The sequence below is a fragment of the Geminicoccaceae bacterium genome (genome assembly GCA_020638465.1).
Lineage (GTDB): Bacteria > Pseudomonadota > Alphaproteobacteria > Geminicoccales > Geminicoccaceae > JAGREO01.
The window spans coordinates 1,794,513-1,819,503 of sequence record JACKIM010000001.1 but is presented as its reverse complement, the minus strand read 5'-3'; the positions used below and the strand labels follow the sequence as shown (position 1 = coordinate 1,819,503).

The window sequence follows — 24,991 nt, the reverse complement described above, 5'->3', positions numbered from 1 at the left end:
ATGACCTTGTCATGACAAACGGACATCTGTCTGCGCGGGCAGCCGGGCGAGGTTTCAAAAGAAGATTGCCGATCAGGCAAAGGGCCGGCCCTTTTTGGCCGACAACCCTGTTGCCGACAAGTGGATGGACACCGAACGACCTCACTCCGGATGCCCGCAGAATTCATTGAGAGAACAAGAGGATGGGAATGCCCCGGACGGGAAGGGAGAGTTGCTGCAGCAGGGGCGGTCGATGTGCACCGACCGCCCTCCCCAACTCATGCGGATTGCCTGGTCTATTCCTTGACCCTGCGCAGATCCGAGACGGCATTGGCATGCGCGTCGAAGCCCTCGTACGTGGCAAAGCGGTGGGTGTGTGGTGCCATTTCGGCAAAGCCGCGCGCGGTCATGTGCCCCACCGAACAGCTCTTGAGGAAGTCGTGCACGCCCAGAGGCGAATGCGTGCGGGCAGCACCCGATGTCGGCAGCACGCAATTGGGGCCCATCATGTAGTTGGCAATTGAACCTGCCGCATGTTCACCCAGCAGGATCTCCGAGGCATGGCGGATGGCATGCAGGTGCTCGAACGGCTTCTTCGAGACGATCTGGCAGTGCTCCGGCGCATAGGCGTTGACGAAATCGTAGGCTTCCTGCGCCGAGGAGGCCAGAATCACGCCTCCACGCGCACCGGAAAGCACCGTGGAGGAATACTCCACCCGCTGTTCGCCCATCCTGGCCCAATATCCCGGAATGGCCGCCATCGCCCCTTCGGCGACATCCCGCGACCAAGTGACGAGAAAGGATGAACTGTCCGGCCCATGCTCGCTCTCGATGATCAGATCGAGGCCTGCAATGGCCGGATCGGCGGTCTCGTCGGCAAGAATGATGCTCTCCGATGGACCGGCAGGCAGCCGCGAGGCAATCCGGTCGGCCAGCAGCCGCTTGGCCGCGACGAACCACGGGCTACCCGGACCTTCCAGCTTGTCGCAGCGGGGAATCGTGGCCGTACCGAATGCGGCAGCCGCCACGGCCAGCGGCCCGCCTGCCTTGTAGACATGGCCTACACCGGCGATCCGTGCCGCCACCAGCGTGGCGGGGTCGACCTTGCCATCCGGTGCCGGTGGCGTGAGGATGATGGGCAGCGGCACGCCCGCAACAACCGCGGGAATGGCGGTCATCAGCGTGACCGACGGGAAGCTCCCCTTGCCACGCGGTGAATAGAGGGCCGCACTGTCCACGGGTGTGAAACGTTCGCCCACCAGTACGCCCGGGCGGATTTCCTTCATCCACAGGTCGCCGGGCATCTGGTCCTGGTGGTAGCGGCGGATGTTGTCAGCCGAATATTCCAGCGTGGCGATGAACTCCGGGTCGAGACGGTCGAACGCCTCGTCGAAATCCGCCTCGCTCGCGCGCAAGTCACCGGGATCCACTTCGACCTTGTCGAACTGGCGGATGAACCGGGCGATGGCCTCGTCACCCTCGACCCGTACGGCCTCGATGATCGGCGCGACCTTTTCCATGAACGGTGCCAGATCGTCCTCGACACGCTGCAGGAGGCGGACACGGGCATCGGCATCAAGTCTGGCGAGTTCGTGAAGGGCGACAGATCGGGACATGGCAGGACTCATAAGGTTGGTTCGGGGTAGCCGGTTTCAGCGGGACTTGAGGAACAGGTCGAGACCGACCAGTCGGTCGAGCGCGGCGATGGCAATACCGGCCACGAGAATATAGACCACGCTCACCGCTGCCAGATCCGGCGTGATCAGGCTCCGGATCGAATTGTAGATCGAAACCGGCAGGGTGACGATACGCGCATCGACAAGAAAGAGGCTCACGAGGAACTCATTGAAGGCGAGGATGAACATCAAAAGCGACCCGGTGATGATGCCGGGCATCACAGCCGGCAGGGTGATGGTGAAGAAGCAGCGCAACGGCGATGCGCCGCAATTGGCCGCCGCGTCTTCAAGATCCCCCGACAGCTGGTTGGCCGAGGCTGCCACGGCCCAGATCATGAAAGGCAGGTTGATGACCGCAAGCGCGATACCGATGGGCCACAGCGAGCCCAGGATGCGCAGCCAGCCGAACACCAGCATCAATCCGATACCGGATACGACCAGTGGTATGGTGAAAGGCAGGAGCAGATAGACCTGCAACGCGGTGTTCCGGCCGGCGCCGTAGCGCACCAGGGCCAGTGCGGCCAGCGTTCCCGCAGGCAGACTGACAACGGTACAGACCAGAGAGATCCAGGCCGAACGCCAGAAGGCATGAGTGAAATCCGCATGTCGCCACAGTTCGGCATACCAGCGCAGCGAGAGACCTTCGGGTGGGAAGGTGACGATGTCGCCCGAGGTGAAGGACGCTCCCAGAATGATGAGGGTCGGCAGACCAAGAATGACCAGGTCGAAGAGGACGAAGGCGGCCAGCGCCGCACGCTTGCTCATGTGGTCTGCCGCTCGAAGCCGAGCGTGCCTGCACCAAACATGCGGAAGATCACCGCAACGAGAATGCTGCCAATAGACACAAGCAACATCGCCAGGGCTGCCCCCAATCCCGGATCGTTGAGCTGGAAGAAGCTGTCGTAGATCGCATTGGCGATGAAATCGTTACCGCCTCCGCCGAGAATCTCGGGCGTGGCGAAGTCGGTCAGCGTGAGGGTGAAGACCACCACCGACGCACCGATCAGGCCCGGCCGTGCCATGGGCAGCACCACATGCCGGAATGTCGAGATCCAGCGCGCGCCGAGGCTCTCCGATGCCAGTTCCACCTCTTCGGGAATGGCTGTGATGGCGGGCGCCAGCATCAGCACGGCAAAGGGCAGCATGTACTGCACCAGTCCGAACAATACGGCGGGATAGTTGTAGATCAGCTCCACCGGAGCCAGCCCCGCCACGGCCAGCGCCTGATTGATGATCCCCTGCTGGCCCAGGATGATCAGCCAACCATAGGCGCGCACAACCTGGCCGATGAAGAACGGCAGGAAGAGACTCACCAAAAGCAGCTTGCGCAACAGCTTCGAAGGTGTCCGCACCATCACGTAGGCATAGGGAAAGGCGAGGACGAGGGTCGACACGGTCACCAGCACCGATGCGCCCAGACTGCGCAACAACACGGTCTGGTAGACCGGCCTCGCCAAGACCAGCAGATAGTTGTGAGCGCTGTAGGCCTCGTCGAGACGGTAGGTGGCGATGTTCAGCTTGTGCAGGCTGTCCTCGCCGATGAGAACAAGCGCCCAGACCAGCAGGCCAACGAGCAGGAGGGCCGGCAGCAGCAGCAACCGCGATACCATCGCTCCCGCCGGCCTTGCGGTCATCCCTGCATGATCTCGTTGAAGGTCTGGAACCACTGCGGTTCGTGCTCGACCAGCACGTTGCTGGGCACGCGTATCAGCTTGTCGAAATCCTCGGGTTTGGTCGGATACGACGGATCTCCCACCAGATCCGCCGGCGGCGTGATGCCGGGATAGACCGGAGGCAGACCGAGCGCGCCGCACCATTTCTCCTGTGCATCCTTCGACAGGGCGTGGTTGACGAACTGCTTTGCCCAGTATTCCTCGTTCTCGGGCAGGCCCTTTGGTACCCAGAGGCCATCGGTGTCGATCTTGCACCCCTCCTCGGGAACGGTCCAGGCGACGTCGATACCGGTCTCCTTGGCCGCCCTCGCATTGACCGAGATAGTGCAGGCGATATCGATCTCACCATTCTGGAACCATGTCGTGAAGTCCGGATCCTCCCCCAGCAGCGGTTCGTTGACCTTCAGCTTGCGGCAGAATTCCCAGCCTGGCTCCATGTTGTCCGGAATGTCGGCAAGCGTTCCGCCACCGGCGATGACTGCCACCGGGTGAAATCCGATACCATCGTCATAAAGGGCGATGCGCCGCTTGAACTTCGGATCGAGCAGGACCTTCCAGCTCGCCGGCGGTCCATCGGGGAACGCCTGTGGCCGGTAGGCGCAGACATAGACATAGGCATAGGTGTTGACCAGCGGGTAGCCATCCAGGCCGATGGGTTTCGCCAGCGGCAACAAGCCTTCCAGATTGGACAGGTCGGAGAGATCGACCGTCACGCCGCGCAGGGCGGAGATCGAGGCATTGGTGGTGGTATCCCAGTTGACATGGATCGGCGGTACCCGCCCTTGATCCACCGCCGCCCAGATCTTCGGCTTGATCTCGTTGTCCTCGGTGAAGTCGAGGCGTACCGGAATGCCGGTCGCAGCCGTGAAGCCATCGGCTACCCCCGCCTGCAACGCATCGCCCCAGGCACCACCCCAGGCACGCACGATCAGTTCCGCGGGCTTGTCCGGCTCGGCAGCACGCAGCACGCCCGGCGCCGCAACGACGGCTGCCGTTGCAGCCGACGAGGCCAGCAACGTTCGACGCGTGGTGAGAAACCTGCTCATGGTCGATATTCCTCCTGTTGCAATTCTTGCAGGCGTCATGCCGCAAACACCGGCATGTCGGATTCGTTCCAGCCGATCGCCAGCGTCGAACCGGCCTCGTGGCGCACCGCACGGGTGGGATCGGTATCGAAAGCATAGACGATGGCATCGCCGAGAGCTGGAACCGCAAGCTCATAGACGAAGCGATCCCCCTCGAAGATGCACTGTCGCACCACCGCGTCGAGCCTGTTCGCCATGGCTTCGCCGCCCGTACCGATCCGCACCCGCTCCGCGCGCAGCGCTCCTTCGGCGGGCATGCCGCTTGAAACACCATCGGCGACCTTCGCCCGCAGCATCACTCCCGCCACTTCAATCCCTCCTGCCACCGCCCGTCCGCGCAGGAACGAGGTGAGACCGATGAAGCCGGCGACGAAGCGGTTCGACGGCTGGCGGTACAGCGTCACCGGATCCCCGCTCTGCTGGATCACGCCGTCGTTCATGACCACCACACGGTCACTCATGACCAGTGCCTCGCGCTGGTCATGAGTGACGTTGATCGTGGTCACCCCGAGCTCGCGCTGGATACGACGGAACTCCAGCTGCATTTCCTCGCGCAGCTTGCGGTCCAGGGCCGACAGCGGCTCATCGAGCAGCAGCAGATCCGGTTCGAACACGAGAGCGCGTGCTATCGCAACTCGCTGCTGCTGCCCGCCCGACAGTTCATGCGGGCGTCTGGAGTCCAGTCCGTCGAGCCTCACGATCGACAGGTAACGCTGCACACGGTCGGAAATTTCCGCCCTGTCGAATCCGCGCATCTTCAACGGATAGGCGACGTTTCCGGCTGCTGTCATATGCGGGAACAGTGCCAGTTTCTGGAATACCATCCCGATCGAACGCCGCCACGCCGGTACGCGCGACACCGCCTGCCCGTGGACGAAGATTTCACCCTCGTCGGGCCGGAGGAAGCCCGCGATCATCCGCAGAAGCGTGGTCTTGCCGCAACCCGAAGGACCCAGGATGGTCAGGAAACCGCCGCGCTCCAGCGACAGGCTGGCGCGATCCACGGCCGTCATGCCGTTGAATCGGCATGTCACCGCCCGCACATCGACCATCGACGAGTCCAAGCCGCCATCCCTCCCCCGAATGCTGCAACCGCGAACAGTTCAACCCGCGCAGGCGGGAAAGGTCAATGATCATTGCACGTGGAAGGAGAGGGAAAATGGGACATTGCCCCATGTCCGTCCCGTCCGGCAAACTCGCACAGGGAATACGGGCCGAATGGCAGGAGAATGCAGGAGGCGGGAGCGAAAATGTTTGATCTGACTGACCGGACGGCGCTGGTGAGCGGGGCGTCACGAGGCATCGGCGAGGCGCTGGCGGCAGGATTGGCACGGGCCGGAGCGGACGTGGTGGTGACCGCGCGCTCGCGGGCGGGCCTCGACGCGCTGTGCGAGGTCGTTCGCGGCCACGGTCGCAAGGCGCTGCCGCTGGCCATGGATGTGCTGGACGAAGCCGCCATCGACACGGCGTTTTCCGCCATGAATGATGCCGGGATGAGACCCGATATCCTCGTCAACAATGCGGGAATGGAGAAGGTCTGCCCATCGGTCGATGTCAGTTCGGACCTGTTCGACCGCATCCTCGGGACCAATCTGCGCGGCGCCTTCCTCGTCGCCCGCAACTTCGCCCGACCGCTGCTGGCAGAAGGCAGAACCGGTGCAATCATCAATCTCTGCTCGCTCACCAGCGAGATCGGCGTCCCCACCGCGACGCCCTATACGGCATCCAAGAGCGGCCTGCTCGGCATGACCCGCGCACTGGCGGCAGAGTGGGCACAAGCCGGAATCCGCGTCAACGGCATAGGCCCGGGCTATTTTCGCACCGAACTCACCGAGGCGTTCTACGCCGATCGGAGCTGGCAGGATGCCATGCTGGCAAAGATCCCCATGCGGCGGTTCGGCCAGCTGGAGGACCTTGTCGGTTCATGCGTATTTCTCGCCTCCCCCGCAGCCGCCTACATTACCGGACAGGTGATCTATGTCGATGGTGGCTATCTGGCATCGATCTGAACCGGACATGAAAAAGGGGCGGAAACCGGCTGCACCGACTCCCGCCCCTCATCAGATGTGGAGGTCAGCCCATCATGATGTTGGCGAACTTGACGTCCATGTAATCGTGCAGGCCGTTCGGGCCGTTCTCACGTCCGAAGCCCGAATGGTTCACGCCGCCGAACGGCATCTCGGCTGTCGCCGCAACGAAATTGTTGACGCCGACGATACCGGTGCGCAGCTCCTCCATGGTCCTCATCGCCAGATCCTGGCTGTTGGTGAACACATAGCCGGCGAGACCGTAGGAGAGGCTGTTGGCCCGCGTGATCACCTCGTCGAAGCTCTCGAACGTGGTCACAGGCGCGATCGGGCCGAACGGCTCGTCATTCATGACCCGCATATCGTCGGTAACGCCGTTGAACACGGTGGGCTCGTAGAAAAAGCCCTTGTTCCTGTCCGCCGGACGCTTGCCGCCGGTGACGACGTTGGCACCCTCCTCGCGGGTCTGTTCGACGAACTGCTCGATGAAGTCGAGACGCTTCCTGTTGATCAACGGGCCGATCTCGGTATCGGGTTCGAGGCCATGGCCGATCTTCATCTTCGCGAGCGCACCCGCGAATTCCTCGGTGAACACCTTCTCGTGCTTCTTGTGTACATAAAAGCGCGTCGGCGATACGCAGACCTGGCCGTTGTTGCGCGACTTGCCCATGGCAGCCGTCCTTGCCACCTTCACCGGGTCGACATCCTCGTGGATGATCACCGGACCGTGGCCGCCAAGCTCCATCGACATGCGCTTGACCGTATCGGCGGCGCGACGCATGAGATGCTGTCCGACCGGAATGGAGCCGGTGAACGAGACCTTGCGGACCAGGTCGCTGTCCATGCAGGTCTCGGAGATCACCTGCGGCGTGCCGGTAACGAGATTGATCGTGCCCGCCGGTGCACCGGCATCGATGAAGCACTTGATCAGCTCGACCACCGCACCGGTCCCCTCCTCGGCGGGGCGCGTGACGATGGTGCAGCCGGCCGCGAGGGCCGGAGCGATCTTGCGCGCCTGCAGGACGACCGGGAAATTCCACGCGGTGAAGCCGGCGACGACGCCGACCGGCTCATAGACCGTCATGAAGCGGTTGTTGCTGCTGCGGCCGGAAAGCGTCTGGCCGAAGATGCGGCGCGCCTCGTCGGCAAACCAGTCGATCAGCTCGACCGTGGACGCCAGCTCGCCCTTGGCCTGGCCGAGCGGCTTGCCGGTCTCCAGCGTCAGCTGGCGGGCAATCGCATCGGAGCGTTCGGCCACGAGTTGGGCTGCCTTGCGCAGGACCTTCGAACGTTCCCACGGAGCCACCTTGCGCCAGCTCAGGAATGCCTTGTGCGCGGCATCGATGGCGGCGTTGACATCGTCACGTTCGGCTTGCGCCGCACGGGTCACCAACTCCTCGGTCGCCGGGTCGATGATATCGATCATCCCGCCAGCGACAGCCGGCGTCCACTTGCCGTCAATGTACAGTTGGGTTTCGGTCGTGGCCATGGATTTCCTCATCCTTCAGTCATTGGTTAACCCGGAGATGGGCAACGGCCGACGGGCATTCAATGGCGCTCTTCAAGCCTTCCCATCATCCGGAAATTCCGACACGCTTCATCAGGCCGGTCGTCAGGCCATTCAGGAGCTGTTAGAAGGCGGGGAGGAGCGCCCCCCGCCCAATGTCAGGATGGTCATGAACGACAGCATGCCCCCGCTGAAGCCGGACAAGAAGCCCCGCTCGTCGGTGTTCGGCAAGGAGAGGCTGCTGGTCCAGCCCGAGGTCACGCTCCCCGATGGCTATGTTCTCGACGGCCGCAATCGTGCCGACGGCGTTGAATTCCTGAGTGCTCTGGAACCGGCAGGCTATCCGGCCTGTTTCTTCGATCCGCAATATCGCGGCGTGATGGACCGGCAGAAATACGGCAATGAGGGATCCCGGCAAAAGGACCGGGCTGTCCTGCCGCAGATGGACGAAGACACGATTCGCGCCTTCATCGAGGCCATCGACCGTGTCCTGATGCCGTCAGGCCACCTGTTCTTGTGGATCGACAAGTACCACCTGTGCACAGGTGTGGAAACGCTTTGGTTTTCAGGCACTTCGCTTCAGGTCGTCGATCTGGTGACCTGGCACAAGATGCGCATTGGCATGGGCTATCGCACCCGCCGCGCATCGGAATATTGCATGGTGCTGCAAAAGACACCGCTACGGGCCAAGGGGGTATGGCTGAGGCACGACATCCCCGATGTCTGGAGCGAAAAGGCCCCCAGCATGTCGGGACACACCAAGCCCTACGAACTGCAACGCACCCTGATCGAGGCGGTCACACATGAGGGCGACACCGTGCTCGATCCGGCCGCGGGCGATTATACCGTACTGGAGTCGGCCAGGCGCGCCGGCCGGCATTTCCTGGGCTGCGATATTCGCGCCGACGACCTCCTCGTCAAACAGCGCAAGCGTCAGCCGTAGGGGTCGGCGGCATCGCGCAGGCCGTCGCCGAGAAAGTTGTAGGCAAGTACGACGATCACGACCGGCAGGACCGGCAACATCAACCAGGGATAGAGGGTGACGACATTGATATTTTGCGCATCGTTGAGCAGCACCCCCCAGCTGGTCATCGGCGCGCGCACGCCCAGTCCCAGATAGGAGAGCGCCGTCTCCCCGAGAATCATGCTCGGTATGGAAAGGGTGGCGGAAGCGATCAGGTGGCTCATGAAGGAGGGGATCATGTGGCGACCGATGATCCGCGCAGGTGAAGCCCCCATCATTCGCGCCGCCTGGGCGAATTCCTCCTCGCGCAGGGCCAGCACCTTCGAGCGCACCGCACGGGCAAGCCCGGTCCAGTCGATCAGCCCCATGATCAGGGTGATGCCGAAATAGACCCATAGCGGGTCCCATGTCGGCGGCATGGCAGCCGACAATGACAGCCACAAGGGGATCATCGGAAAGCTGCGGATGACCTCGATGACACGCTGGATGACACCATCCACCCATCCCCCATAGTAGCCGGAGATGCCGCCCAGTGCTATTCCGAGCACGAAGCTCACCGCCACACCCAGAATGCCTACGGTGAGCGATACTCTCGCACCATAGAGGATACGCGACAGCAGGTCTCGCCCCAGCCTGTCCGTGCCCAGCAGGTGCAGAGAACCGCCCTCGCCAGGACAGACAAGATGGAAGTCGCCCTTGACGAGGCTCCAGAACCGGTAGCGGTCGCCGCGGCAGAAGAAGCGCAACGGGTGAACCTTGCTCTCGTCGACGACATAGACCCGCTGGAGTGTCTTCATGTCGAGCGTCATCTTGCTGCCATAGGTGAATGGCCATTGCAGGGCACCATCCCTGAAGATGTGAATGCCTTGCGGGGCGATATAGATCTCCTGCGGATTGCGGGTATGCTGGCTGTAGGGAGCGATGACTTCGGTCACCAGTGTTGAGGCGTAGAGAATCCCGAGAATCCACAAGGACCACATCGCCAGCCTGTGCCGGCGGAAGCGCCACCACATGAGCTGCCATTGCGAGGCTGTGTAGAACTTCTCCTGTTCGGGAGTGAGTGCCGCCGTCTCCGCGACATCGAAAGGCTCGTCATCGATCCAGTGACGGCTCATCGTCCCTGCCCTCCACCGAAGCGTATCCGCGGGTCGAGCCATGCCAGCGCCAGATCCGAGACCAGCACCCCGACGACCACGAGAATGGCCTCCAGCATCAGGAAAGCTCCAGCCAGGTACATGTCCTGGCTTTGCAGGGCATGGACCAGGACCGGACCATTGGTCGGCAGCGACAGGACCACCGATACCAGCACGGAGCCCGAGATCAACTCGGGCAACAGGTTGCCGATATCGGAGATGAACGGATTGAGCGCCATGCGCAGCGGGTACTTGACCAGGGCGCGCCTCGGCGGCAGGCCCTTGGCCCGGGCGGTGACGACATAGGGTTTCTGCAGTTCGTCCATGAGATTGGCTCGCAGCCGGCGGATCATGCCGGCCGTGCCCGAGGTACCGATGATGACCACGGGAATCCATATGTGCTGCAATACCGAGACGAACTTCGCCCAACTCATCGGCTGGTCGAGATATTGCGGATCGACCAGCCCGCCAATGGAGATGCCGAACCAGAGCTTGGCATAATAGACTGTGACCAACGCCAGCAGGAAATTGGGCGTCGCCAGCCCGAGGTAACCCAGTAGTGTCAGCCCGTGGTCGCCCCAGCTGTATTTATGGGTCGCTCCGTATATTCCGATCGGAAAGGCGACGATCCACGTGAACAGGGTCGTGGCCACAGCGAGCACGAGCGTCATGAAGAATCGGTCGCCGATGACCTCCGTAACCGGCCGTTCATATTCGAATGACCAGCCGAAATCGCCATGCACCACACCCCATACCCAGTTCAGGTATTGCTGCCACCATGGGAGGTCGAGACCGTATTGATGTCGCAGGAACTCGATCTTCGCCCGTGCGATACCTTCTCCCTGAGACTGAAGTTCAGCGATCTGGTTGCTGAGATAGTCACCCGGCGGCAACTGTATGATGATGAAGGTAAACAGGCTGATGGCGATAAGCGTCGGCACCATGACCAGCAAGCGGTGCACGACATATCGCAGCATGGATCAGCCCCCTCTCGTTCCGGGACGCCTTGTCCATGACCAGGATCGTCCAATGGCTCCCGACGCCATCCTACCGGTTGATGCGGGCAGCGCCACCCCTTTGCTCACGACCGGCCGCAGCCTTGCGTGCCAGATCCTGCACAAGTCTCGCCAGCAGCAGCCGGTCGGGCATTCCGGTGGTCTTGCCGGCCGTCTCGGCGGCGACCGTTGCCGCCAGCGCCCCCTGCAAGGCAACAAGCGGCCATTGCTGGAGGATCTGCTCCATCGCTGGCTTGACCCTGAAGAAGATCGGCGGGCGGGCACTCTCAATGGCCTGGGCGGCCGATCGGCCGCGATGCATCTCCACCCTCATGCCGATCAACCGCATCAGCGTGGAACCGATGACCCGCGTGAGCCGTACGGGAGCCTCGTTTTCGGCCAGAAGGCGTTCGAGCAGGCGTGCCGCCCGCCCCGAATGGCCAAGCAGTGCCGCATGAACAAGATCGTCCACACCGATAGCCGAACTGTCGCCCACCGATGCTTCGGCATCCCCCAGCCGCACCGTGCGGTCGGAAGCGGATTCCATGTAGAGCGCCAGCTTTTCAATCTCGCGGCGGGTGACTTCACGATTGGCACCGAGACGACCCGTCAGATAGGCCAGCGCATCCCGGTCGATGTCGAATCCCGCCTCGCCCAGCATTTGGCGGACCAGTGTCCCGATGTCACGGGCCTCATCGAGATAGCAGGGCAAGGCCGCTGCATTCTTCGCGGTCTCGAACAGCTTGCGCAATGATGAACGGGCAGCCAGATCGCCGGCCTCGATGATGACGAGCGCCTCCTGTCGTTCGAGCTTGAGCAGTCGCTTGACGATCTCGGTGATACCGTCGCTGGCCAGCCTCACCCGGACCACCCGGCGCCCGCCCATCAGCGAAAAGGCCTGGGCTTCCTCGATCAGCCAGCCCGGATTGCCCCGCAACTCGTCGCCGCCGATACTGGCGACATTGAACGGATCGGCGGGATCGTCGACCACCTGGCGAACGGCCTTGAGCGCCAGTTCGCTCACCTGCCCCTGATCGGGACCGTAGAGCAGCATTGACGGGACGCCCGGGTCGAGTCTGGCGAGAAACCGGTCGGCTTCATTCGCCTTGATCTTCATGGTGAATTGTCAGCCATCTTCAGGGCGAGAAGGGTGCGAATCTGATGACTGACCTCGACGGCGGCCCTGCGCTCGGCATCCTGCTCGGCTGCCAGCGTGGCAAAAGGATCACGCTGGACGTTGTAGGAGGCCACCCGGCGCACGGCCGAGCGGTAGATCGTCCTGTCGTTCGACCGGTCGCTGAGGCTGAAGAATGCCGCCAGAGACAGATCGTAGCGCGTCACCCGGTCGTCAAGCTGAATGGCCAGCGATGTTCGGGTCAGCTGCAGGGTGATGTCGAGCCGGTAACGGCTATCGACGGTCAGTCCGGCCGGGTTGAGATCGGAACGCAGCTGGTCGGCCAGCTCCGAGCCGAGCCGCGAACGCGGTGCATCGATCTCGATTGCCGCGAGCTCGGCATGAATGGCATCGCCACGCGGTGCCATGTGCAGCGGCCGCAAACCGCAACCGGCCACCAGCAACGCCAGCAGCAGAATGGCCGCATTACGCCACGACATTCACGATCCGGTCCGGTACGACGATAACCCGTCGGGGTGCCCTACCGTCGAGAACCCTCTTCACCGCATCGAGTTCGAGCGCGGCCGCTTCGGCTTCGCCGTTATCGGCGCCGCGCCCGAGTTCGATCTCGCCACGACGCTTGCCATTGACCTGCACCGCCACTGTCACCGTATCGGCCACCAGCCAGCGTTCATCGGCAACCGGCCACGGGCTTTCGGCCAAGATGGTCGCATGCCCGAGCTTCGACCACAACTCCTCGGCCAGATGCGGCATCATCGGATTGACCAGCAACACCAGCGCCTCCAGCGCTTCGCGCACCACCGGCCCGTTGCCGGAATGGTTCTCGATGGCATTGGAAAGTTCGCGAACCAGCGCAACCGCCTTGTTGAAGTGCAACCGTTCCAGTTCGCCGGTGACGCCATCAATGGTCCTGTGCACCAGGCGCCTGAGATTTGTATCCGCCTTGTCCTCCTCACCCGCATCATCATCCAGACGGGCGAGCCGCTCGTCGACAAGGCGCCAGAGGCGATTCAGGTAGCGCCACGCACCGTCAATGCCCTGGTCCGTCCATTCCAAGTCACGTTCCGGCGGACTGTCGGAGAGCATGAACAGGCGCGCCGTATCGGCACCGTAGGCTTCGATAATGGCCGTCGGATCCACCGTATTGCGCTTGGACTTGCTCATCTTCTCGACACGGCCGGTAACGACTGGCCTGTCACCCTCGACGGTTACCCAGCGATCACCGTCGGCACGCCGGACCTCGTCCGGTTGCAGCCAGCTTCCATCCCCGCCACGGAACGTCAGATGCGTGACCATGCCTTGCGTGAACAGACCGGCAAATGGCTCCGCGAGATCGGCATAACCGCAATCACTCATCGCCCGCATGAAGAAGCGCGAATACAGCAGGTGCAGCACGGCATGTTCGACGCCGCCGATATACTGGTCGACCGGCAACCAGTAATCGACCTCGTCACGCCTGTAGGGCCCCTCCTCATAGTTCGGAGAACAGAATCGCGCGAAATACCAACTGCTTTCGGTAAATGTGTCGAAGGTGTCGGTCTCGCGACGTGCGGGTCTGCCGCACTTCGGACAACTACAAGAACGAAATCCCTCATGACGGTCGAGAGGATTGCCGGGTTTGTCGAAATCGACATCTTCGGGGAGTCGTACGGGGAGATCTTTGCGTGGCACCGGCACGACACCACAATCGCCGCAATGAATCACAGGAATCGGGCAGCCCCAGTAACGCTGGCGAGACACGCCCCAGTCCCGCAACCGCCATGTCACCTGTCGCTCGCCGACACCCTTCTCCTCAAGATGGTCAATGATCCGCACCTTGGCTTCGGCCACCTCCAGCCCGTCGAGGAAGCCGGAATTGAACAGCGTGCCATCACCGACATAGGCCTCGTTCCCGATGGTGAAGGTTGCCGGATCGGCATTTGGCGGCAACACGACCGGAGTGACCGGACAGTCATATTTTCGGGCGAAGTCGAGATCGCGCTGATCGTGCCCCGGACAGCCGAAAATGGCCCCCGTCCCATAGTCCATGAGTACGAAATTGGCGACGAATACCGGCAGATCATCGGTGACACCGAGGGGATGCCGACAGCGCAGACCGGTATCGAAGCCCTTCTTCTCCGCCTTTTCGAGAGCTTCCTCGCTGGTGCCGCTCTTGAGACATTCCTGGATGAACGCGGCCAGTTCCGGGTTGGTTTGCGCAACTTCACGGGCCAGCGGATGATCCGCTGCAATCGCCATGAAGGATGCACCCCACAGCGTATCCGGCCGTGTGGTGAACACCACGAGATCGTCGTCACGCCCCGTCAGCGGGAACCTGACCTTCGCCCCTTCGCTGCGGCCGATCCAGTTGGCCTGCATCAGCCGAACCTTGTCGGGCCAGCGATCCAGCTGACCTATGGCATCGAGAAGTTCCTCGGCGTAGGCGGTGATCCGGAAGAACCACTGTGACAACTTGCGCCGTTCGACGGGTGCGCCGGAACGCCAGCCGCAACCGTCGATCACCTGCTCGTTGGCCAGCACCGTGTGGTCGACAGGATCCCAGTTGACCCAGCTCTCCTTGCGATAGACCAGGTCCCGTTCGAGCATGTCGAGGAACATCGCCTGTTCATGCTGGTAATATTCCGGATCGCATGTCGCGATCTCGCGCTCCCAGTCGAGCGACAGGCCAATCGTCCTGAACTGCTCGCGCATTTCGGCGATGTTGGCATAGGTCCACTTCGCCGGATGCACCTTCTTTTGCATGGCGGCATTCTCCGCCGGCAGACCGAAGGCATCCCACCCCATCGGGTGCATGACGTTGTAGCCCTGTGCCCGCCGCCAGCGCGCCACCACATCGCCCATGGTGTAGTTGCGCACATGTCCCATATGAATCCGCCCCGACGGATAGGGAAACATTTCAAGCACATAATATTTTGGTCTGGAGGGGTCGGCCACGGCACGGAAACAGGCCTTTTCTTCCCAGATTTTCTGCCACTTGGCCTCATTGGCGCGAAAGGGGTATCGCGACATCGAAATCTCTCTTTTTCGTCAGGTCGGCGTCATGGCGGACAACGCCGCCGCTTGTCGCATCAATGCGTTTTCAGCCCGTTTCACCGATCTCGGCGATGCGCAATTCGCGAGCCTTGGTGAGAATCTTGTCTTCGAGCGCGCGCTCGGTGGCCTTGTCCACCGGCGTGTCCAGCCAGCCCCCCTGCCCGTCCGACACCTGCCGAAACAGCGAAACCTTGAGACCGTCCGCGCGCAGAACGGCATCCTTGATGAGGATGTTCAGCTTGAACCGCTCTCCGGGAGTCCCCGCCGGCTGGTACCAGTCGGTAATGATGAGACCACCGAACGGATCGGCAGAAGCCAGCGGTATGAAGTCGATGGTATCGAGCGTACCGCGCCAGAGATAGGCGTTGACACCGATGCCCCCGCCGCCCGCTCCGGACTGCTCGTCCGCATTGTCGCCTGTCGAAAGGGTAATACCGTCAGACCCGAGAACGGTGCCATACCGGTCCCGCCTTGCCTGGTCCTTGGGATCATAGATGCTGTGCGGCGCCGGCTGGATGTCGGCCCCCTCACAAGCCGCCAGCAGCATCACCATAATGGCCGCCACGGCAAATTTCACGGACGATCGACCCACGACGCCTCTTCCACTCACGGCTGAAAAAAAGGACAGGTACGCTCCGCCCGACATCCCGGGCCAGCCGGATCAAATCATCCGGAAGGCCCGTCAGGCAGCAACGGCCCGGGATTGGTGCCGATGCGAACCACCAACGCGTGCGCAGGATAGCACGGTTGTCACCAATTTCCAGTCGTCGTTGAAGTCGGCGCCAAGGTGAGAAAGAACGATGGACCGCCCCATGACTGCAAGGCGAAATTCACGACCCGGTGACGAACCCCATGCGATCAGAACTGCAAGCGGACCCCGACACGGCCAACCGCCTGATCGCCATCTTCAGCGACCGTTCCAACAGCGACATCGCCTTCGAGCGTCAACCAGGACCACGCCGCGAGATCGGTGCTGAACATCATGACGTCCCGGACGCTGCCATCGCCGGCGGAGGCCGCACCCGGCTGGCCGAACGCCACGCGAGCATTGACCCGCCCGTAACTCAGGCCGGCAGCCACCATATCAGTCGTTGCGCCGAACAGTCTGGTACGGCCGAAGCCGCCCATGACCCCGATGTCGGAGACCTTGAGCCCGCCTCCGACGAGCATGCTTCCGACGCCATAGAGCCCCGTCGTGGGCGCTGATGCCAGAGGCCTCTGAAGGCGATCGAGCCAACTCGTGTCAATCCCCAGGGACAAACCGAAATCATTCCCCCGGGATGCCCCGCCACCGGTCCCGAGGATGGAACCGCGCGGGGTGAACTCCCCGACCCCGATAGCCGAGCGAGAGGCACCTTCGACGAACCGGCTATGCAGACCGGCACTAGGCGGCACGAAGAATTCGGAGGGATCGCTGCCGAAACCACCGGCCACCATTTCCATGGCACGAACCGAAGCCGGCCCCGAAGCCGCAACTCCGAGAACCACGCAGGCTACGATGGCCAGTCTTCTCAACATGCAGAAATCCCGATACCCAACGCCATACTTATCGCGCACCGCGCGAGTCAATTCAAGACCACAATGAGCACCGACAAGCGGTGTATTCTCATCATTATGGAACCTTCAGGTTAATCGAACATGACCGAAGTTCCAAAGACATGCAAACACACCAAGAACACCGGCCGGATCCGAGACAGATGCGGGCGACAAGGAAACATCCTGCCGCCCGCACATATCAGATCAAGCCGACAGGGGTCGGATCAGAACGCCAGTGAAAGTCGCGTCACGCCCGTCACACCGTCATCGTTCCCGTTGCCGGTATCGCGATCAAAGAACGAAACGTCGCCTTCGAGCGCAAGGCCGGGAAGAATGCCGATATCGGCACTGATCACGTAGTTCGTGGGATCGGCGTTGGTACCGTCCACATCCTGCGAGCCATAGTTGAACGAAACATTGGCCGGGCCAAGCGCGGCACGGACACCGGCATTCCAGACGTCGGCATCATCCTGATGGAAATAGCCACCGGCGACCGTGAACCCGGAGAAGCCGACCGATGCGCCACCGCCAAGGCCGGAATCGTTGTTTCCGCCGCTCTCGTTCTTGGCGTGGAAGCCGACAACCGACCCCTTGAGGTCAAGCCCGCCGAAGCTGCCCATGTAGGTCGCACCGGCCTCGACCATGTCCTGATAGTCGTTGGCACCATCGGTGGTGGGATTTTCCGTGGCACCGTTATGACCGGCATCCGGGGTGTAGGACACGCCGACCTGGAAACCGCTGACAACCGGGCTGTAGTAGATGACCTTGGTGGCGTCGCTGGAATTCGACAGCGCCAGACGGGTGGAGGCCACTTCGCCCGCACCGTCGATACCGCCCGTACCGGCGGCGATCGATCCCGCGGTGATCTTCATGTTGTCCGAAGCACCGTCCTCGTCGCCGAAACGAAGCTCGCCGAAGCCACCCGAAATGTACATCCAGGTTTCGTCGGAGTTGAGGGAGCTGCTGGTGTCAGCCTCGAATTCCACCGTCATGCCGTATTTCAGGCCGGTCTCGTCATCGGTCGAATTCGCCTTGACGTGAACCTCGGTGTCATTCCGGAAGTAGTGACTGTGCGACTTGTCAACACCGGACTCGTTGTCGAGCTCGCCGAAAGCAGCCAGCGTCTTGATGAAGCCCGAGATGCCGACATCAAGGTCTCCGGCATTGGCCGGCGAAACCAGGGCAGTTGCACCGACGATGGCGCTGGTACCCAACAGGACCTTTCTAAAGTTCATCCTCTTTCTCTCCTCAACACCCGTTTTTTTTGGGGCGCCTTTCAGGGTTCACTGGGAGCGGGAACAGAACTTCCGCTCCTGGCCGGAGCACGATCACCGGATCGAGACGCCCCATCGACCGCTCAGGGTTATCCGGATTTGATCGAGGCGAAGCAAGCATGACGAAATGCGAGCGAAGTCATTGAGATGCCACTGTGTCTGGCAAGACACAAAGAACAGCAAGCAAATGTCACATGCTACACGAAAAAATCCGTTTAACCCCATGATCTTTGTAATAAATCTGTAATGAAGATTTATGAGGGGCACACGAGTGCCATACGTTGCATGTCCTCAAGGAAGCGATCAATCTGTGGTTTCTCCCTGGCGGAGAATGCCTCGTCGATGTCACAGCGACCAAAGTTCCGCCGCTCAAGGACCCATGCGACCAGATCGGCAACATCCGCCGGCACCTCCACGGCCCTGTTGTCGCCCGTCCTGACCAGTCCGTATCGCCCCGCCTGCTCCACCAGCCGGACATTGGCAGCTCTGACCTCGTAGGAGAAATTACCGCTGTCGAGCAATCCCCGCAGATTGTAGACTTCGCGCTGGTAGTGGAAATCACGCTGGAATCGCCGGACCATCTCCAGCATTGCGTCAGAAGTCAGCACCGCCTTCGCACGGTCACCCAGTCCGGCAAGATGCGCACGCAGGGCCTCATCATCACCCTGCGGCAGATTTCGCCGCGACAGGACCTCGGCAATCATCTGCTGATACATCGCGCTCACCACGTCGAGCCCGATGGGATAGGTCACCCCGAAGGCGATATGGATGCAGCCGCCATCATCCGCCAAAGCGTAGTGGTACTGCCCGCGCGGCAGATAGAGCAGATGACCGGGCTTCAACCGCACCTCGCGCCACAGATCGCCCTTCTTTTCCTCATGATACGATTGTGGCTGGCTCTTGAACATTTCATGGGCGATGGGCGCATCTTCCCGCCCTTCGAAAACGTTCCAGACCTTCTCACCCTCGACATGCACTGCAAAGACGTCATGGGTATCGTAGTGGACCTTGAAGCCCTGTCGCCGCCTGGACGACAGGTAGAGATTGGCCTGCACCTTGCCACCGAGCATGCGTTCGAGCTCGGCGCAGAAACTGCTGAGCTCCGGGGTCAACTGGTCGATGTCGTTGGCGACCAGTGTGGCGCCCTGGCGAAGATAACCTTTCACCTTGGCGGGGTCCGGCCTGAGCACCTGGCCTCCGTCGCGTCCGAAAGCGACTTCGGAATAGGCCTGGGCCGGAACAGGCTCCTTATCGAGCATCAACAACAGCGAAGCCGTTGACCATATCGTGTTCGCACCGAGCAACCGGTCGAGAATATTCCAGTTCATGACATTGGCGAACTTGTCGGCACCGCCTTCGAGATGAATGGGTTTTTTGTGCAAATATTCCTTCATGAAGGCGACACCACCCAGAGGCGCCATGATGTCGTCAAATGTCATTGTCCGATCCATCCCGCTTGACTTGTCTCGCTCCCACCCCTTGATCTAGCATCCGGGATGTTTTCGGACCATGGCAGGAGCCGGATTTGAGCGAACAGGATGAAAATGTCGCAGCCGAAGCTGTCAGCATCACGGACAATCTGGCTGATATCCATTCACGGGTGACGCAAGCGGCACAGTCTGCCCGCCGTGATCCCCGATCTGTCGACCTCGTGGCAGTGAGCAAGCAGCAACCGGTCGAGCGGGTCGAAACCGCACTCATGGCTGGCCATCGCCGTTTCGGAGAGAACTACGTGCAGGCTGCGCAAGCTGCATGGCCGGCTCTGCGCGAGCGCTTCGACGATGTCGAACTCCACATGATCGGACCGTTGCAATCCAACAAGGTCGAGCAGGCGGTGGCCCTGTTCGATGTCATCCAGACGCTCGACCGCCCGAAACTCGCAACGGCGCTGGCCAGAACGATGAGCAGGACGGGACGCCGACCGCGCCTGCTGGTCCAGGTCAATACCGGCGAGGAGCCCCAGAAGGCAGGCGTCTTGCCCATGCAGGCGGATGCCTTCATACGCCAGTGTCGTGTAGAATTCGACCTGCCCGTTGACGGGGTCATGGCCATCCCGCCCGTTGACGAAGACATGGCCCTGCACGCGGCATTTCTCTGCAAGATAGCGGAGCGCAATGGTCTGAAAGTGCGCAGTATCGGCATGAGCGACGATTTCGAAACGGCGATCCGCTTCGGTTCGACCATGGTGCGGGTCGGGAGCGCCATTTTCGGAGCCCGCCCGCCCAGGAACTGACAGCTTGGTGCGCCACCCTTGCGATGAGTGCGTCGGGTTGCTCCGCCCGGTCATCTAAATCGCATGGCAGTTGCAAAATCATGCTGCTTGCGCGAACAGGTCGCGGTCATGCCCCTTGGTCGGTGCGACGCAATACCGTATTGGTGGCCCGTTTTCGTTGCTTGAGGGTTGTTGGAGAAAAAAATGTTCAAGAAAGTCGCGATGTCAATCGCAGTACTGTCGATCTCCTTCGGGGTTGCACAAGCTGAAGGAGATGCCGCCAAGGGTGAGAAGGTCTTTCGCAAGTGCAAGGCCTGTCACGATGTGGAGGAACAGAAGAACAAGGTCGGCCCCTATCTCAAGGGCGTGATTGGACGCCCCTCGGGAACGGTCGAAGGTTTCAAGTATTCCGACGCCATGGCCAATGCCGACCTGACCTGGGACCCCGAGACCATCGACAAGTACCTTGCCGATACCAAGGGTTTCATTCCGGGCAACCGCATGGCCTTTCCGGGTCTGAAGAAGGAACAGGACCGCGCCGACGTCATCGCCTACCTCCAGTCGATGCAATAGGTCGACATCGACCCTTGCGACAGGGGCCACCATGGTCGCCGGTCACGCCCGGTCGATAACGTCGTAGAGGGCCTGCGCCTCGCTCGCAGGTCCTCGGCGCGTTCCGAGCGCCCGAACCCGGACGACCAGGATCGCGTTGCCATGTATCAGTGTGGCGACATCGCCCACACGCACCAACTGATGCGATTTGGTAACGATCTGGCTGTTTAGCCGAATGCGTCTTTTCCTGACCAGATCGCCGGCGAGTTGGCGATGCTTGATGAAACGGGCATGAAACAGCCACTTGTCGAGACGCAGACCGATCCCGCCTGACGGATTGTCGCCACCGGTGCCGGTATCGCTACTCACGTCTGCATGGCTTTCAGTTGAGCCAGTGCGGCAAACGGGGAATCGGACGGGCCGCGCATCGCCTTGTGCTTGCGTTCGGGCCGTTGTGAACGGGGTTGGCTGCGACGTCGCCGGCGAGCAACCATGGGCTGGTCATCGACCATGACGACGCGAAATCCGAGCGCCGGCAGCACTTGTGCCAATTCCGGGCATGACAGACCGCTGATCGACATCATCTCCGCATCGATGACAAACCGCTCGGCATGACGCGCTGCCGCGCGCAGCCTGGCTGCCAGCCTTTCCGCCATATCGACCCGCAGGGCGATGTCGCCGACCTGCATGTAGCCGAAACTTAGTGGCGATTGCGGGATCTCCCCTCCCCTGAGATTGACCCGGCCAGCCGGCGGCGGCATCAGGACCTCGCCGCGAGCCAGCCCCTGCAACCGTGCGAGCGCCTCGACCGAAGAAGGCCGGATAAGCGCCGGCAGATAGACATTGAGCACGCCAAAGCGCAAACCCAGCCTTGCCAGAATCTTGCGGTCGACAGCGTTCAGGGATGATACCTGTTCGCTGGCCTCTTCGACAGGCATCACGCCAAGCACTTCGACGAGGCGAAAGGCAAGCCCCCGTGCGGACCCGCTGAGTTCATCGCCACGCGATGCCCGTTCGAGCGCCTGCAACGGGCCTATACGCTCTTCGAGCCAGTTGTCGAGCCATCGGCGCAATCGCCCGCGAACGGCTTCAATCTCCTGCCCCGACAACGCGTCACTGCCCCAAAAATCGAAGTCGAGGTCAAGCGACTTGCCACTCGGCCGCAACTGCGCCACGACCTCTCCCGACCACTGCAAATCATGGCCGCTTAGACTGAACGCTCCATCTTCGGCTTCGACAAGAGCCCGCGCCCGCCGCCCCAGCTCACGGACCATGGCCTTGCGGGCCGCTGCCATCAGCACCCGCCGCTCGGCATCCTCGCCCACTTCCGCCAGGGAGAAACGGAAACCGTCGATACGTCCGACACGGTGACCGTCGACACTGATTTCCCCATCATCGCCGACTGTTCCGGTCAGGTCGCCCCGCTCCCTCAGCGAACGCATGAGAGCGGCTGTCCGTCGATCGACGAATTTCTGCGTGAGGCGCTCGTGCAACGCATCGGACAGTCGATCCTCGACCTCACGGGCACAAGCCTGCCAATGCAGGGGATCGCGCAGCCAGTCATCCCGATGAGAGAGATAAGTCCATGTGCGGATATGGGCAATCCGGTTGACCAGCGTGTCGATGTCGCCGTCCGTCCTGTCCAGACGCGCAATCATCCGGCCTACCCAGTCACTGGGCAAAACCCCGTCCGGCCCGGTCAGATAATCATAGACATGCGCCAGCATCTGGATGTGGGCATCGGTCAACGTCTTGCGAAAGTCGGGGATCTGACATACCTGCCAAAGCAGCCGGACCCGCTCGGTACCGATCGCCCGTTCCCGTACTTCCGGGCTCCGGGCGAGGATGGCGAGGCTCCGGTCGTCGAGAGCGTCGCGCACCTTGATCATGCCTTTTGCCGGAGGCGGCCGGTCAAGGCTTGCCAGCAACCGTTCGATGCTGCGGAAATCGAGATCCGAAGCCCGCCAGCGCAAGGCCTTGATCGGCGCAAAACTGTGGGTCTCGACCGCCTCCACCATCCGCTCGTCCATCGCGCCGGCACGGGTCAGCGTACCGAAGGTGCCATCAGCCATATGGCGCCCTGCCCGGCCGGCGATCTGCGCAATCTCGTGCGCATGCAGGCGACGCTGCTCGCGGCCATCGAACTTGTGCAGCTGGGCGAATGTCACATGCGCGAGATCCATGTTCAGCCCCATGCCAATGGCATCGGTCGCGACCAGGTGGTCGACTTCACCCGACTGATAGAGAGCCACCTGTGCATTGCGCGTTCGCGGACTCAGTGCGCCCAGTACGACCGCTGCACCTCCTTTTTGACGACGCAGCACTTCGGCCAGGCTGTAGACGTCGCCAGCCGTGAACGCGACCACGGCACTGCGTCTCGGCAGCCTGTTCAGCTTGAACTGTCCCGCATGGCTGAGAATCGAAAAGCGCGGACGGGTGACGAGTTCAGCAGATGGTACCAGCGTCTTCAGTACGCGGCGTATGGTGTCCGAACCGAGAAACATTGTCTCGGCATAACCACGTGCATGCATCAATCGATCCGTAAAGACATGGCCACGTTCGTAATCCGCACAAAGCTGGATCTCGTCGACCGCGAGAAAGGCCACCTGACGGCTCATGGGCATCGCCTCGACCGTGGCAATTACATAGCGAGCCATGTCGGAACCGATCTTCTCCTCGCCGGTCCGCAGTGCTACCGCTCCCTCGCCCTTGATCGCCACAATCCGGTCATAGATCTCGCGAGCCAGAAGACGCAGCGGAAAGCCCATCATGCCGCTCTCATGCGCCAGCATCCGCTCCACCGCGAGGTGGGTCTTGCCCGTATTCGTCGGCCCCAGGACAGCGACGATCCGTCCGCCTTCCGTGGGCCCCGCAGTACGTCCCGATCTCATGAGCCGATGATTGCCATATCCGTCTTGCAAGGCAAGGCTGGCAGCGAAAGGTTACAGTTCGATGATCGCTGTCAGACACCCGACCGACCCCGCAACGGGCCGGATGTCAGGGCGCGACCGATGCCACCCCGCGACGTTGTGCATGGAGTATCCGCCCGCTGAACAGCGGAATGACGACGAGCAGGACCGCACCAAGCCCCAGTGCCATGCGCAGGCTCGTCGCATGGGCGATAAAGCCGATCAGTGCAGGGCCGATCAGCGCACCCCCATAACCTGCGGTGGCAATGGCGGCAATGCCGGTGCCACTCCCCACCCCCGGCATGGATCCACCGACCGAGAACATGATCGGCACGACATTGGCAACACCCAACCCGATCAGGGCATATCCCGCCAGAGTAAGCGTTACCTCCTGCGGTATCAGTGCCAGCGCGAAACCGGCGATCGCCATGACGGCACTCACCCGGAGCACGTCGAGGCGGCCGAACCTGCTGATGATCGCATCACCGGTGAGGCGCCCCAACGCCATTGCGCCGGCGAACACGCCAAAACCGAGCGCGGCCACTGAGCTGCTGGTGGCGAGCCCTTCGCGCAGATAGACAGCTGCCCAGTCGATCATCGAGCCTTCGGCAAGGAAGGCGATCAACGCCATCATGCCAACCGGTGCCAACGGCCCGACCGGTAGTGCGAGCTTTGTTCCGCCCACGCCGGTCGATACCGCATCCGCCTCGCTTGGCAACAGTCCCCGCCCGCAGAAAATCATCGCGACAAACAACAGCACGGCCGCGAAGAACAGGTTGTTGAACAGCCCCAGACCAAGCGCCAGCCCGCCGCTCGCCGTCAGGGCCGCAACGATCCCACCGATGCTGAAAAAGGCGTGAAGTGAAGACATGATCGGCCGGGCGAGCGTCTTTTCCACGGCAACCCCGTGGGCATTCATCGAGACATCCATGGTGCCGTTGGCAATACCCAACGCGAAGGATGCCATCAGCAGGGTTGCATAGGACGGTACGATTGCCGGAAATGGCAGCAATACGGCTACGAGAAAACCACTGGCAAGGCAAAGGCCCCGGCTGCCATGCCGGTCATTGAGCGGCCCCACGAGCAACATCGCCAGCACCGCGCCCAACGCCATGGTGAGCAACGAAAAACCCAGCTGCGCTTCGTCAATGCCCAGTCTTTCCTTGATCAACGGCAGGTTGGATGCCCAACTTCCCAAGGCCGTTCCATTGATGAGGAAGATCGCGGAGATGCTCCAACGTGCCGTACGCAGGACACTGGCATCGTAGCGGCGATCAGGATTCGCGTTCATCTATGAAGTT

At 61.8% G+C, this 24,991-nt stretch carries 22 protein-coding genes; 4 read left to right on the top strand and 18 right to left on the bottom strand.

The window, feature by feature from the left end; all coding sequences use genetic code 11:
* Window positions 1-275 precede the first annotated feature (275 nt).
* From hisD to H6851_08640, 5 genes are read right to left on the bottom strand one after another with little or no spacing between them, the layout of a single operon-like run.
* Window positions 276-1,595 carry a histidinol dehydrogenase gene (hisD, locus tag H6851_08660; GenBank protein MCB9943672.1) on the bottom strand — a complete coding sequence of 440 codons (1,320 nt, stop codon included), beginning with the start codon at window positions 1,593-1,595 and terminating at the stop codon, window positions 276-278.
* A gap of 36 nt (window positions 1,596-1,631) precedes the next feature.
* Window positions 1,632-2,420 carry an ABC transporter permease gene (locus H6851_08655; protein MCB9943671.1) on the bottom strand — a complete coding sequence of 263 codons (789 nt, stop codon included), beginning with the start codon at window positions 2,418-2,420 and terminating at the stop codon, window positions 1,632-1,634.
* On the bottom strand, window positions 2,417-3,289 hold the full coding sequence (locus H6851_08650) for an ABC transporter permease (GenBank protein MCB9943670.1): 873 nt from the start codon (window positions 3,287-3,289) through the stop codon (window positions 2,417-2,419). The genes H6851_08655 and H6851_08650 overlap by 4 nt, the downstream gene beginning before the upstream one ends.
* A complete protein-coding gene (locus tag H6851_08645; protein ID MCB9943669.1) occupies window positions 3,286-4,374 on the bottom strand; it encodes an extracellular solute-binding protein in 1,089 nt (362 codons plus the stop codon). Before H6851_08645 ends, H6851_08650 begins: the two co-directional genes overlap by 4 nt.
* A gap of 35 nt (window positions 4,375-4,409) precedes the next feature.
* The gene (locus tag H6851_08640; GenBank protein MCB9943668.1) at window positions 4,410-5,465 is read right to left on the bottom strand and encodes an ABC transporter ATP-binding protein; all 1,056 of its coding nucleotides are present in this window, start codon (window positions 5,463-5,465) and stop codon (window positions 4,410-4,412) included.
* A gap of 177 nt (window positions 5,466-5,642) precedes the next feature.
* On the opposite strand from H6851_08640, the gene H6851_08635 reads away from it, so the two are divergent.
* A complete protein-coding gene (locus H6851_08635; GenBank protein MCB9943667.1) occupies window positions 5,643-6,422 on the top strand; it encodes an SDR family oxidoreductase in 780 nt (259 codons plus the stop codon).
* A gap of 64 nt (window positions 6,423-6,486) precedes the next feature.
* On the opposite strand, the gene H6851_08630 is transcribed toward H6851_08635, so the two are convergent.
* The gene (locus H6851_08630; protein MCB9943666.1) at window positions 6,487-7,929 is read right to left on the bottom strand and encodes an NAD-dependent succinate-semialdehyde dehydrogenase; all 1,443 of its coding nucleotides are present in this window, start codon (window positions 7,927-7,929) and stop codon (window positions 6,487-6,489) included.
* A 199-nt stretch (window positions 7,930-8,128) separates the two neighbouring features.
* On the opposite strand from H6851_08630, the gene H6851_08625 reads away from it, so the two are divergent.
* Complete coding sequence (locus tag H6851_08625; protein MCB9943665.1) at window positions 8,129-8,890, top strand: site-specific DNA-methyltransferase; 762 nt, start codon at window positions 8,129-8,131, stop codon at window positions 8,888-8,890.
* On the opposite strand, the gene H6851_08620 is transcribed toward H6851_08625, so the two are convergent.
* The 9 genes from H6851_08620 to H6851_08580 all read right to left on the bottom strand — a co-directional run bounded on the left by H6851_08620 (window position 8,881) and on the right by H6851_08580 (window position 19,456).
* Entirely contained in the window at window positions 8,881-10,068 is a 1,188-nt protein-coding gene (locus H6851_08620; GenBank protein MCB9943664.1) for an ABC transporter permease, read from the bottom strand. The two genes, H6851_08625 and H6851_08620, sit on opposite strands and share 10 nt — an antisense overlap.
* Window positions 10,023-11,021: an ABC transporter permease gene (locus tag H6851_08615; GenBank protein MCB9943663.1), complete on the bottom strand. Its 999-nt coding sequence runs from the start codon at window positions 11,019-11,021 to the stop codon at window positions 10,023-10,025. The genes H6851_08620 and H6851_08615 overlap by 46 nt, the downstream gene beginning before the upstream one ends.
* A gap of 70 nt (window positions 11,022-11,091) precedes the next feature.
* Window positions 11,092-12,156 (bottom strand): DNA polymerase III subunit delta, encoded by a 1,065-nt coding sequence (locus H6851_08610; GenBank protein MCB9943662.1) that lies wholly within the window; start codon window positions 12,154-12,156, stop codon window positions 11,092-11,094.
* On the bottom strand, window positions 12,153-12,653 hold the full coding sequence (locus H6851_08605; GenBank protein ID MCB9943661.1) for a hypothetical protein: 501 nt from the start codon (window positions 12,651-12,653) through the stop codon (window positions 12,153-12,155). Before H6851_08605 ends, H6851_08610 begins: the two co-directional genes overlap by 4 nt.
* The gene (locus tag H6851_08600; GenBank protein ID MCB9943660.1) at window positions 12,640-15,183 is read right to left on the bottom strand and encodes a leucine--tRNA ligase; all 2,544 of its coding nucleotides are present in this window, start codon (window positions 15,181-15,183) and stop codon (window positions 12,640-12,642) included. Before H6851_08600 ends, H6851_08605 begins: the two co-directional genes overlap by 14 nt.
* Window positions 15,184-15,253: 70 nt before the next feature.
* Window positions 15,254-15,760 (bottom strand): DUF3576 domain-containing protein, encoded by a 507-nt coding sequence (locus tag H6851_08595; GenBank protein MCB9943659.1) that lies wholly within the window; start codon window positions 15,758-15,760, stop codon window positions 15,254-15,256.
* 305 nt (window positions 15,761-16,065) lie between these two features.
* Window positions 16,066-16,725, bottom strand: a complete 660-nt coding sequence (locus H6851_08590) for a hypothetical protein (protein MCB9943658.1) — start codon at window positions 16,723-16,725, stop codon at window positions 16,066-16,068.
* A gap of 242 nt (window positions 16,726-16,967) precedes the next feature.
* On the bottom strand, window positions 16,968-17,978 hold the full coding sequence (locus H6851_08585; protein ID MCB9943657.1) for a porin: 1,011 nt from the start codon (window positions 17,976-17,978) through the stop codon (window positions 16,968-16,970).
* 293 nt (window positions 17,979-18,271) lie between these two features.
* Window positions 18,272-19,456 carry a hypothetical protein gene (locus H6851_08580; protein MCB9943656.1) on the bottom strand — a complete coding sequence of 395 codons (1,185 nt, stop codon included), beginning with the start codon at window positions 19,454-19,456 and terminating at the stop codon, window positions 18,272-18,274.
* A gap of 128 nt (window positions 19,457-19,584) precedes the next feature.
* Between H6851_08580 and H6851_08575 the strand changes: the two genes are divergently transcribed.
* Window positions 19,585-20,250, top strand: a complete 666-nt coding sequence (locus H6851_08575) for a YggS family pyridoxal phosphate-dependent enzyme (GenBank protein ID MCB9943655.1) — start codon at window positions 19,585-19,587, stop codon at window positions 20,248-20,250.
* Window positions 20,251-20,433: 183 nt separating this feature from the next.
* Window positions 20,434-20,802 (top strand): cytochrome c family protein, encoded by a 369-nt coding sequence (locus H6851_08570; protein ID MCB9943654.1) that lies wholly within the window; start codon window positions 20,434-20,436, stop codon window positions 20,800-20,802.
* Between the two features lie 42 nt (window positions 20,803-20,844).
* Here H6851_08570 and H6851_08565 read toward each other — a convergent pair whose 3' ends face one another.
* From H6851_08565 to H6851_08555, 3 genes are all read right to left on the bottom strand, one after another.
* A complete protein-coding gene (locus tag H6851_08565) occupies window positions 20,845-21,105 on the bottom strand; it encodes an RNA-binding S4 domain-containing protein (protein MCB9943653.1) in 261 nt (86 codons plus the stop codon).
* Between the two features lie 41 nt (window positions 21,106-21,146).
* Window positions 21,147-23,672 (bottom strand): disulfide oxidoreductase, encoded by a 2,526-nt coding sequence (locus H6851_08560; protein ID MCB9943652.1) that lies wholly within the window; start codon window positions 23,670-23,672, stop codon window positions 21,147-21,149.
* Between the two features lie 106 nt (window positions 23,673-23,778).
* Window positions 23,779-24,981, bottom strand: coding sequence for an MFS transporter (locus H6851_08555; GenBank protein ID MCB9943651.1), 1,203 nt, complete (start codon window positions 24,979-24,981; stop codon window positions 23,779-23,781).
* Window positions 24,982-24,991 lie beyond the last annotated feature (10 nt).

Coding starts and splice junctions, on each gene's coding strand:
- H6851_08630 (MCB9943666.1), bottom strand. CDS start 7,929: ATGGCCACGACCGAAACCCAACTGTACATTGACGGCAAGTGGACGCCG.
- H6851_08620 (MCB9943664.1), bottom strand. CDS start 10,068: ATGGCTCGACCCGCGGATACGCTTCGGTGGAGGGCAGGGACGATGAGC.
- H6851_08625 (MCB9943665.1), top strand. CDS start 8,129: ATGCCCCCGCTGAAGCCGGACAAGAAGCCCCGCTCGTCGGTGTTCGGC.
- H6851_08635 (MCB9943667.1), top strand. CDS start 5,643: ATGCAGGAGGCGGGAGCGAAAATGTTTGATCTGACTGACCGGACGGCG.
- H6851_08655 (MCB9943671.1), bottom strand. CDS start 2,420: ATGAGCAAGCGTGCGGCGCTGGCCGCCTTCGTCCTCTTCGACCTGGTC.
- H6851_08600 (MCB9943660.1), bottom strand. CDS start 15,183: ATGTCGCGATACCCCTTTCGCGCCAATGAGGCCAAGTGGCAGAAAATC.
- H6851_08615 (MCB9943663.1), bottom strand. CDS start 11,021: ATGCTGCGATATGTCGTGCACCGCTTGCTGGTCATGGTGCCGACGCTT.
- H6851_08605 (MCB9943661.1), bottom strand. CDS start 12,653: ATGTCGTGGCGTAATGCGGCCATTCTGCTGCTGGCGTTGCTGGTGGCC.
- H6851_08645 (MCB9943669.1), bottom strand. CDS start 4,374: ATGAGCAGGTTTCTCACCACGCGTCGAACGTTGCTGGCCTCGTCGGCT.
- H6851_08570 (MCB9943654.1), top strand. CDS start 20,434: ATGTTCAAGAAAGTCGCGATGTCAATCGCAGTACTGTCGATCTCCTTC.
- H6851_08560 (MCB9943652.1), bottom strand. CDS start 23,672: ATGAGATCGGGACGTACTGCGGGGCCCACGGAAGGCGGACGGATCGTC.
- H6851_08590 (MCB9943658.1), bottom strand. CDS start 16,725: ATGTTGAGAAGACTGGCCATCGTAGCCTGCGTGGTTCTCGGAGTTGCG.
- H6851_08585 (MCB9943657.1), bottom strand. CDS start 17,978: ATGAACTTTAGAAAGGTCCTGTTGGGTACCAGCGCCATCGTCGGTGCA.
- H6851_08595 (MCB9943659.1), bottom strand. CDS start 15,760: ATGGTGATGCTGCTGGCGGCTTGTGAGGGGGCCGACATCCAGCCGGCG.
- H6851_08580 (MCB9943656.1), bottom strand. CDS start 19,456: ATGACATTTGACGACATCATGGCGCCTCTGGGTGGTGTCGCCTTCATG.
- H6851_08640 (MCB9943668.1), bottom strand. CDS start 5,465: ATGGTCGATGTGCGGGCGGTGACATGCCGATTCAACGGCATGACGGCC.
- hisD (MCB9943672.1), bottom strand. CDS start 1,595: ATGTCCCGATCTGTCGCCCTTCACGAACTCGCCAGACTTGATGCCGAT.
- H6851_08610 (MCB9943662.1), bottom strand. CDS start 12,156: ATGAAGATCAAGGCGAATGAAGCCGACCGGTTTCTCGCCAGACTCGAC.
- H6851_08650 (MCB9943670.1), bottom strand. CDS start 3,289: ATGACCGCAAGGCCGGCGGGAGCGATGGTATCGCGGTTGCTGCTGCTG.
- H6851_08555 (MCB9943651.1), bottom strand. CDS start 24,981: ATGAACGCGAATCCTGATCGCCGCTACGATGCCAGTGTCCTGCGTACG.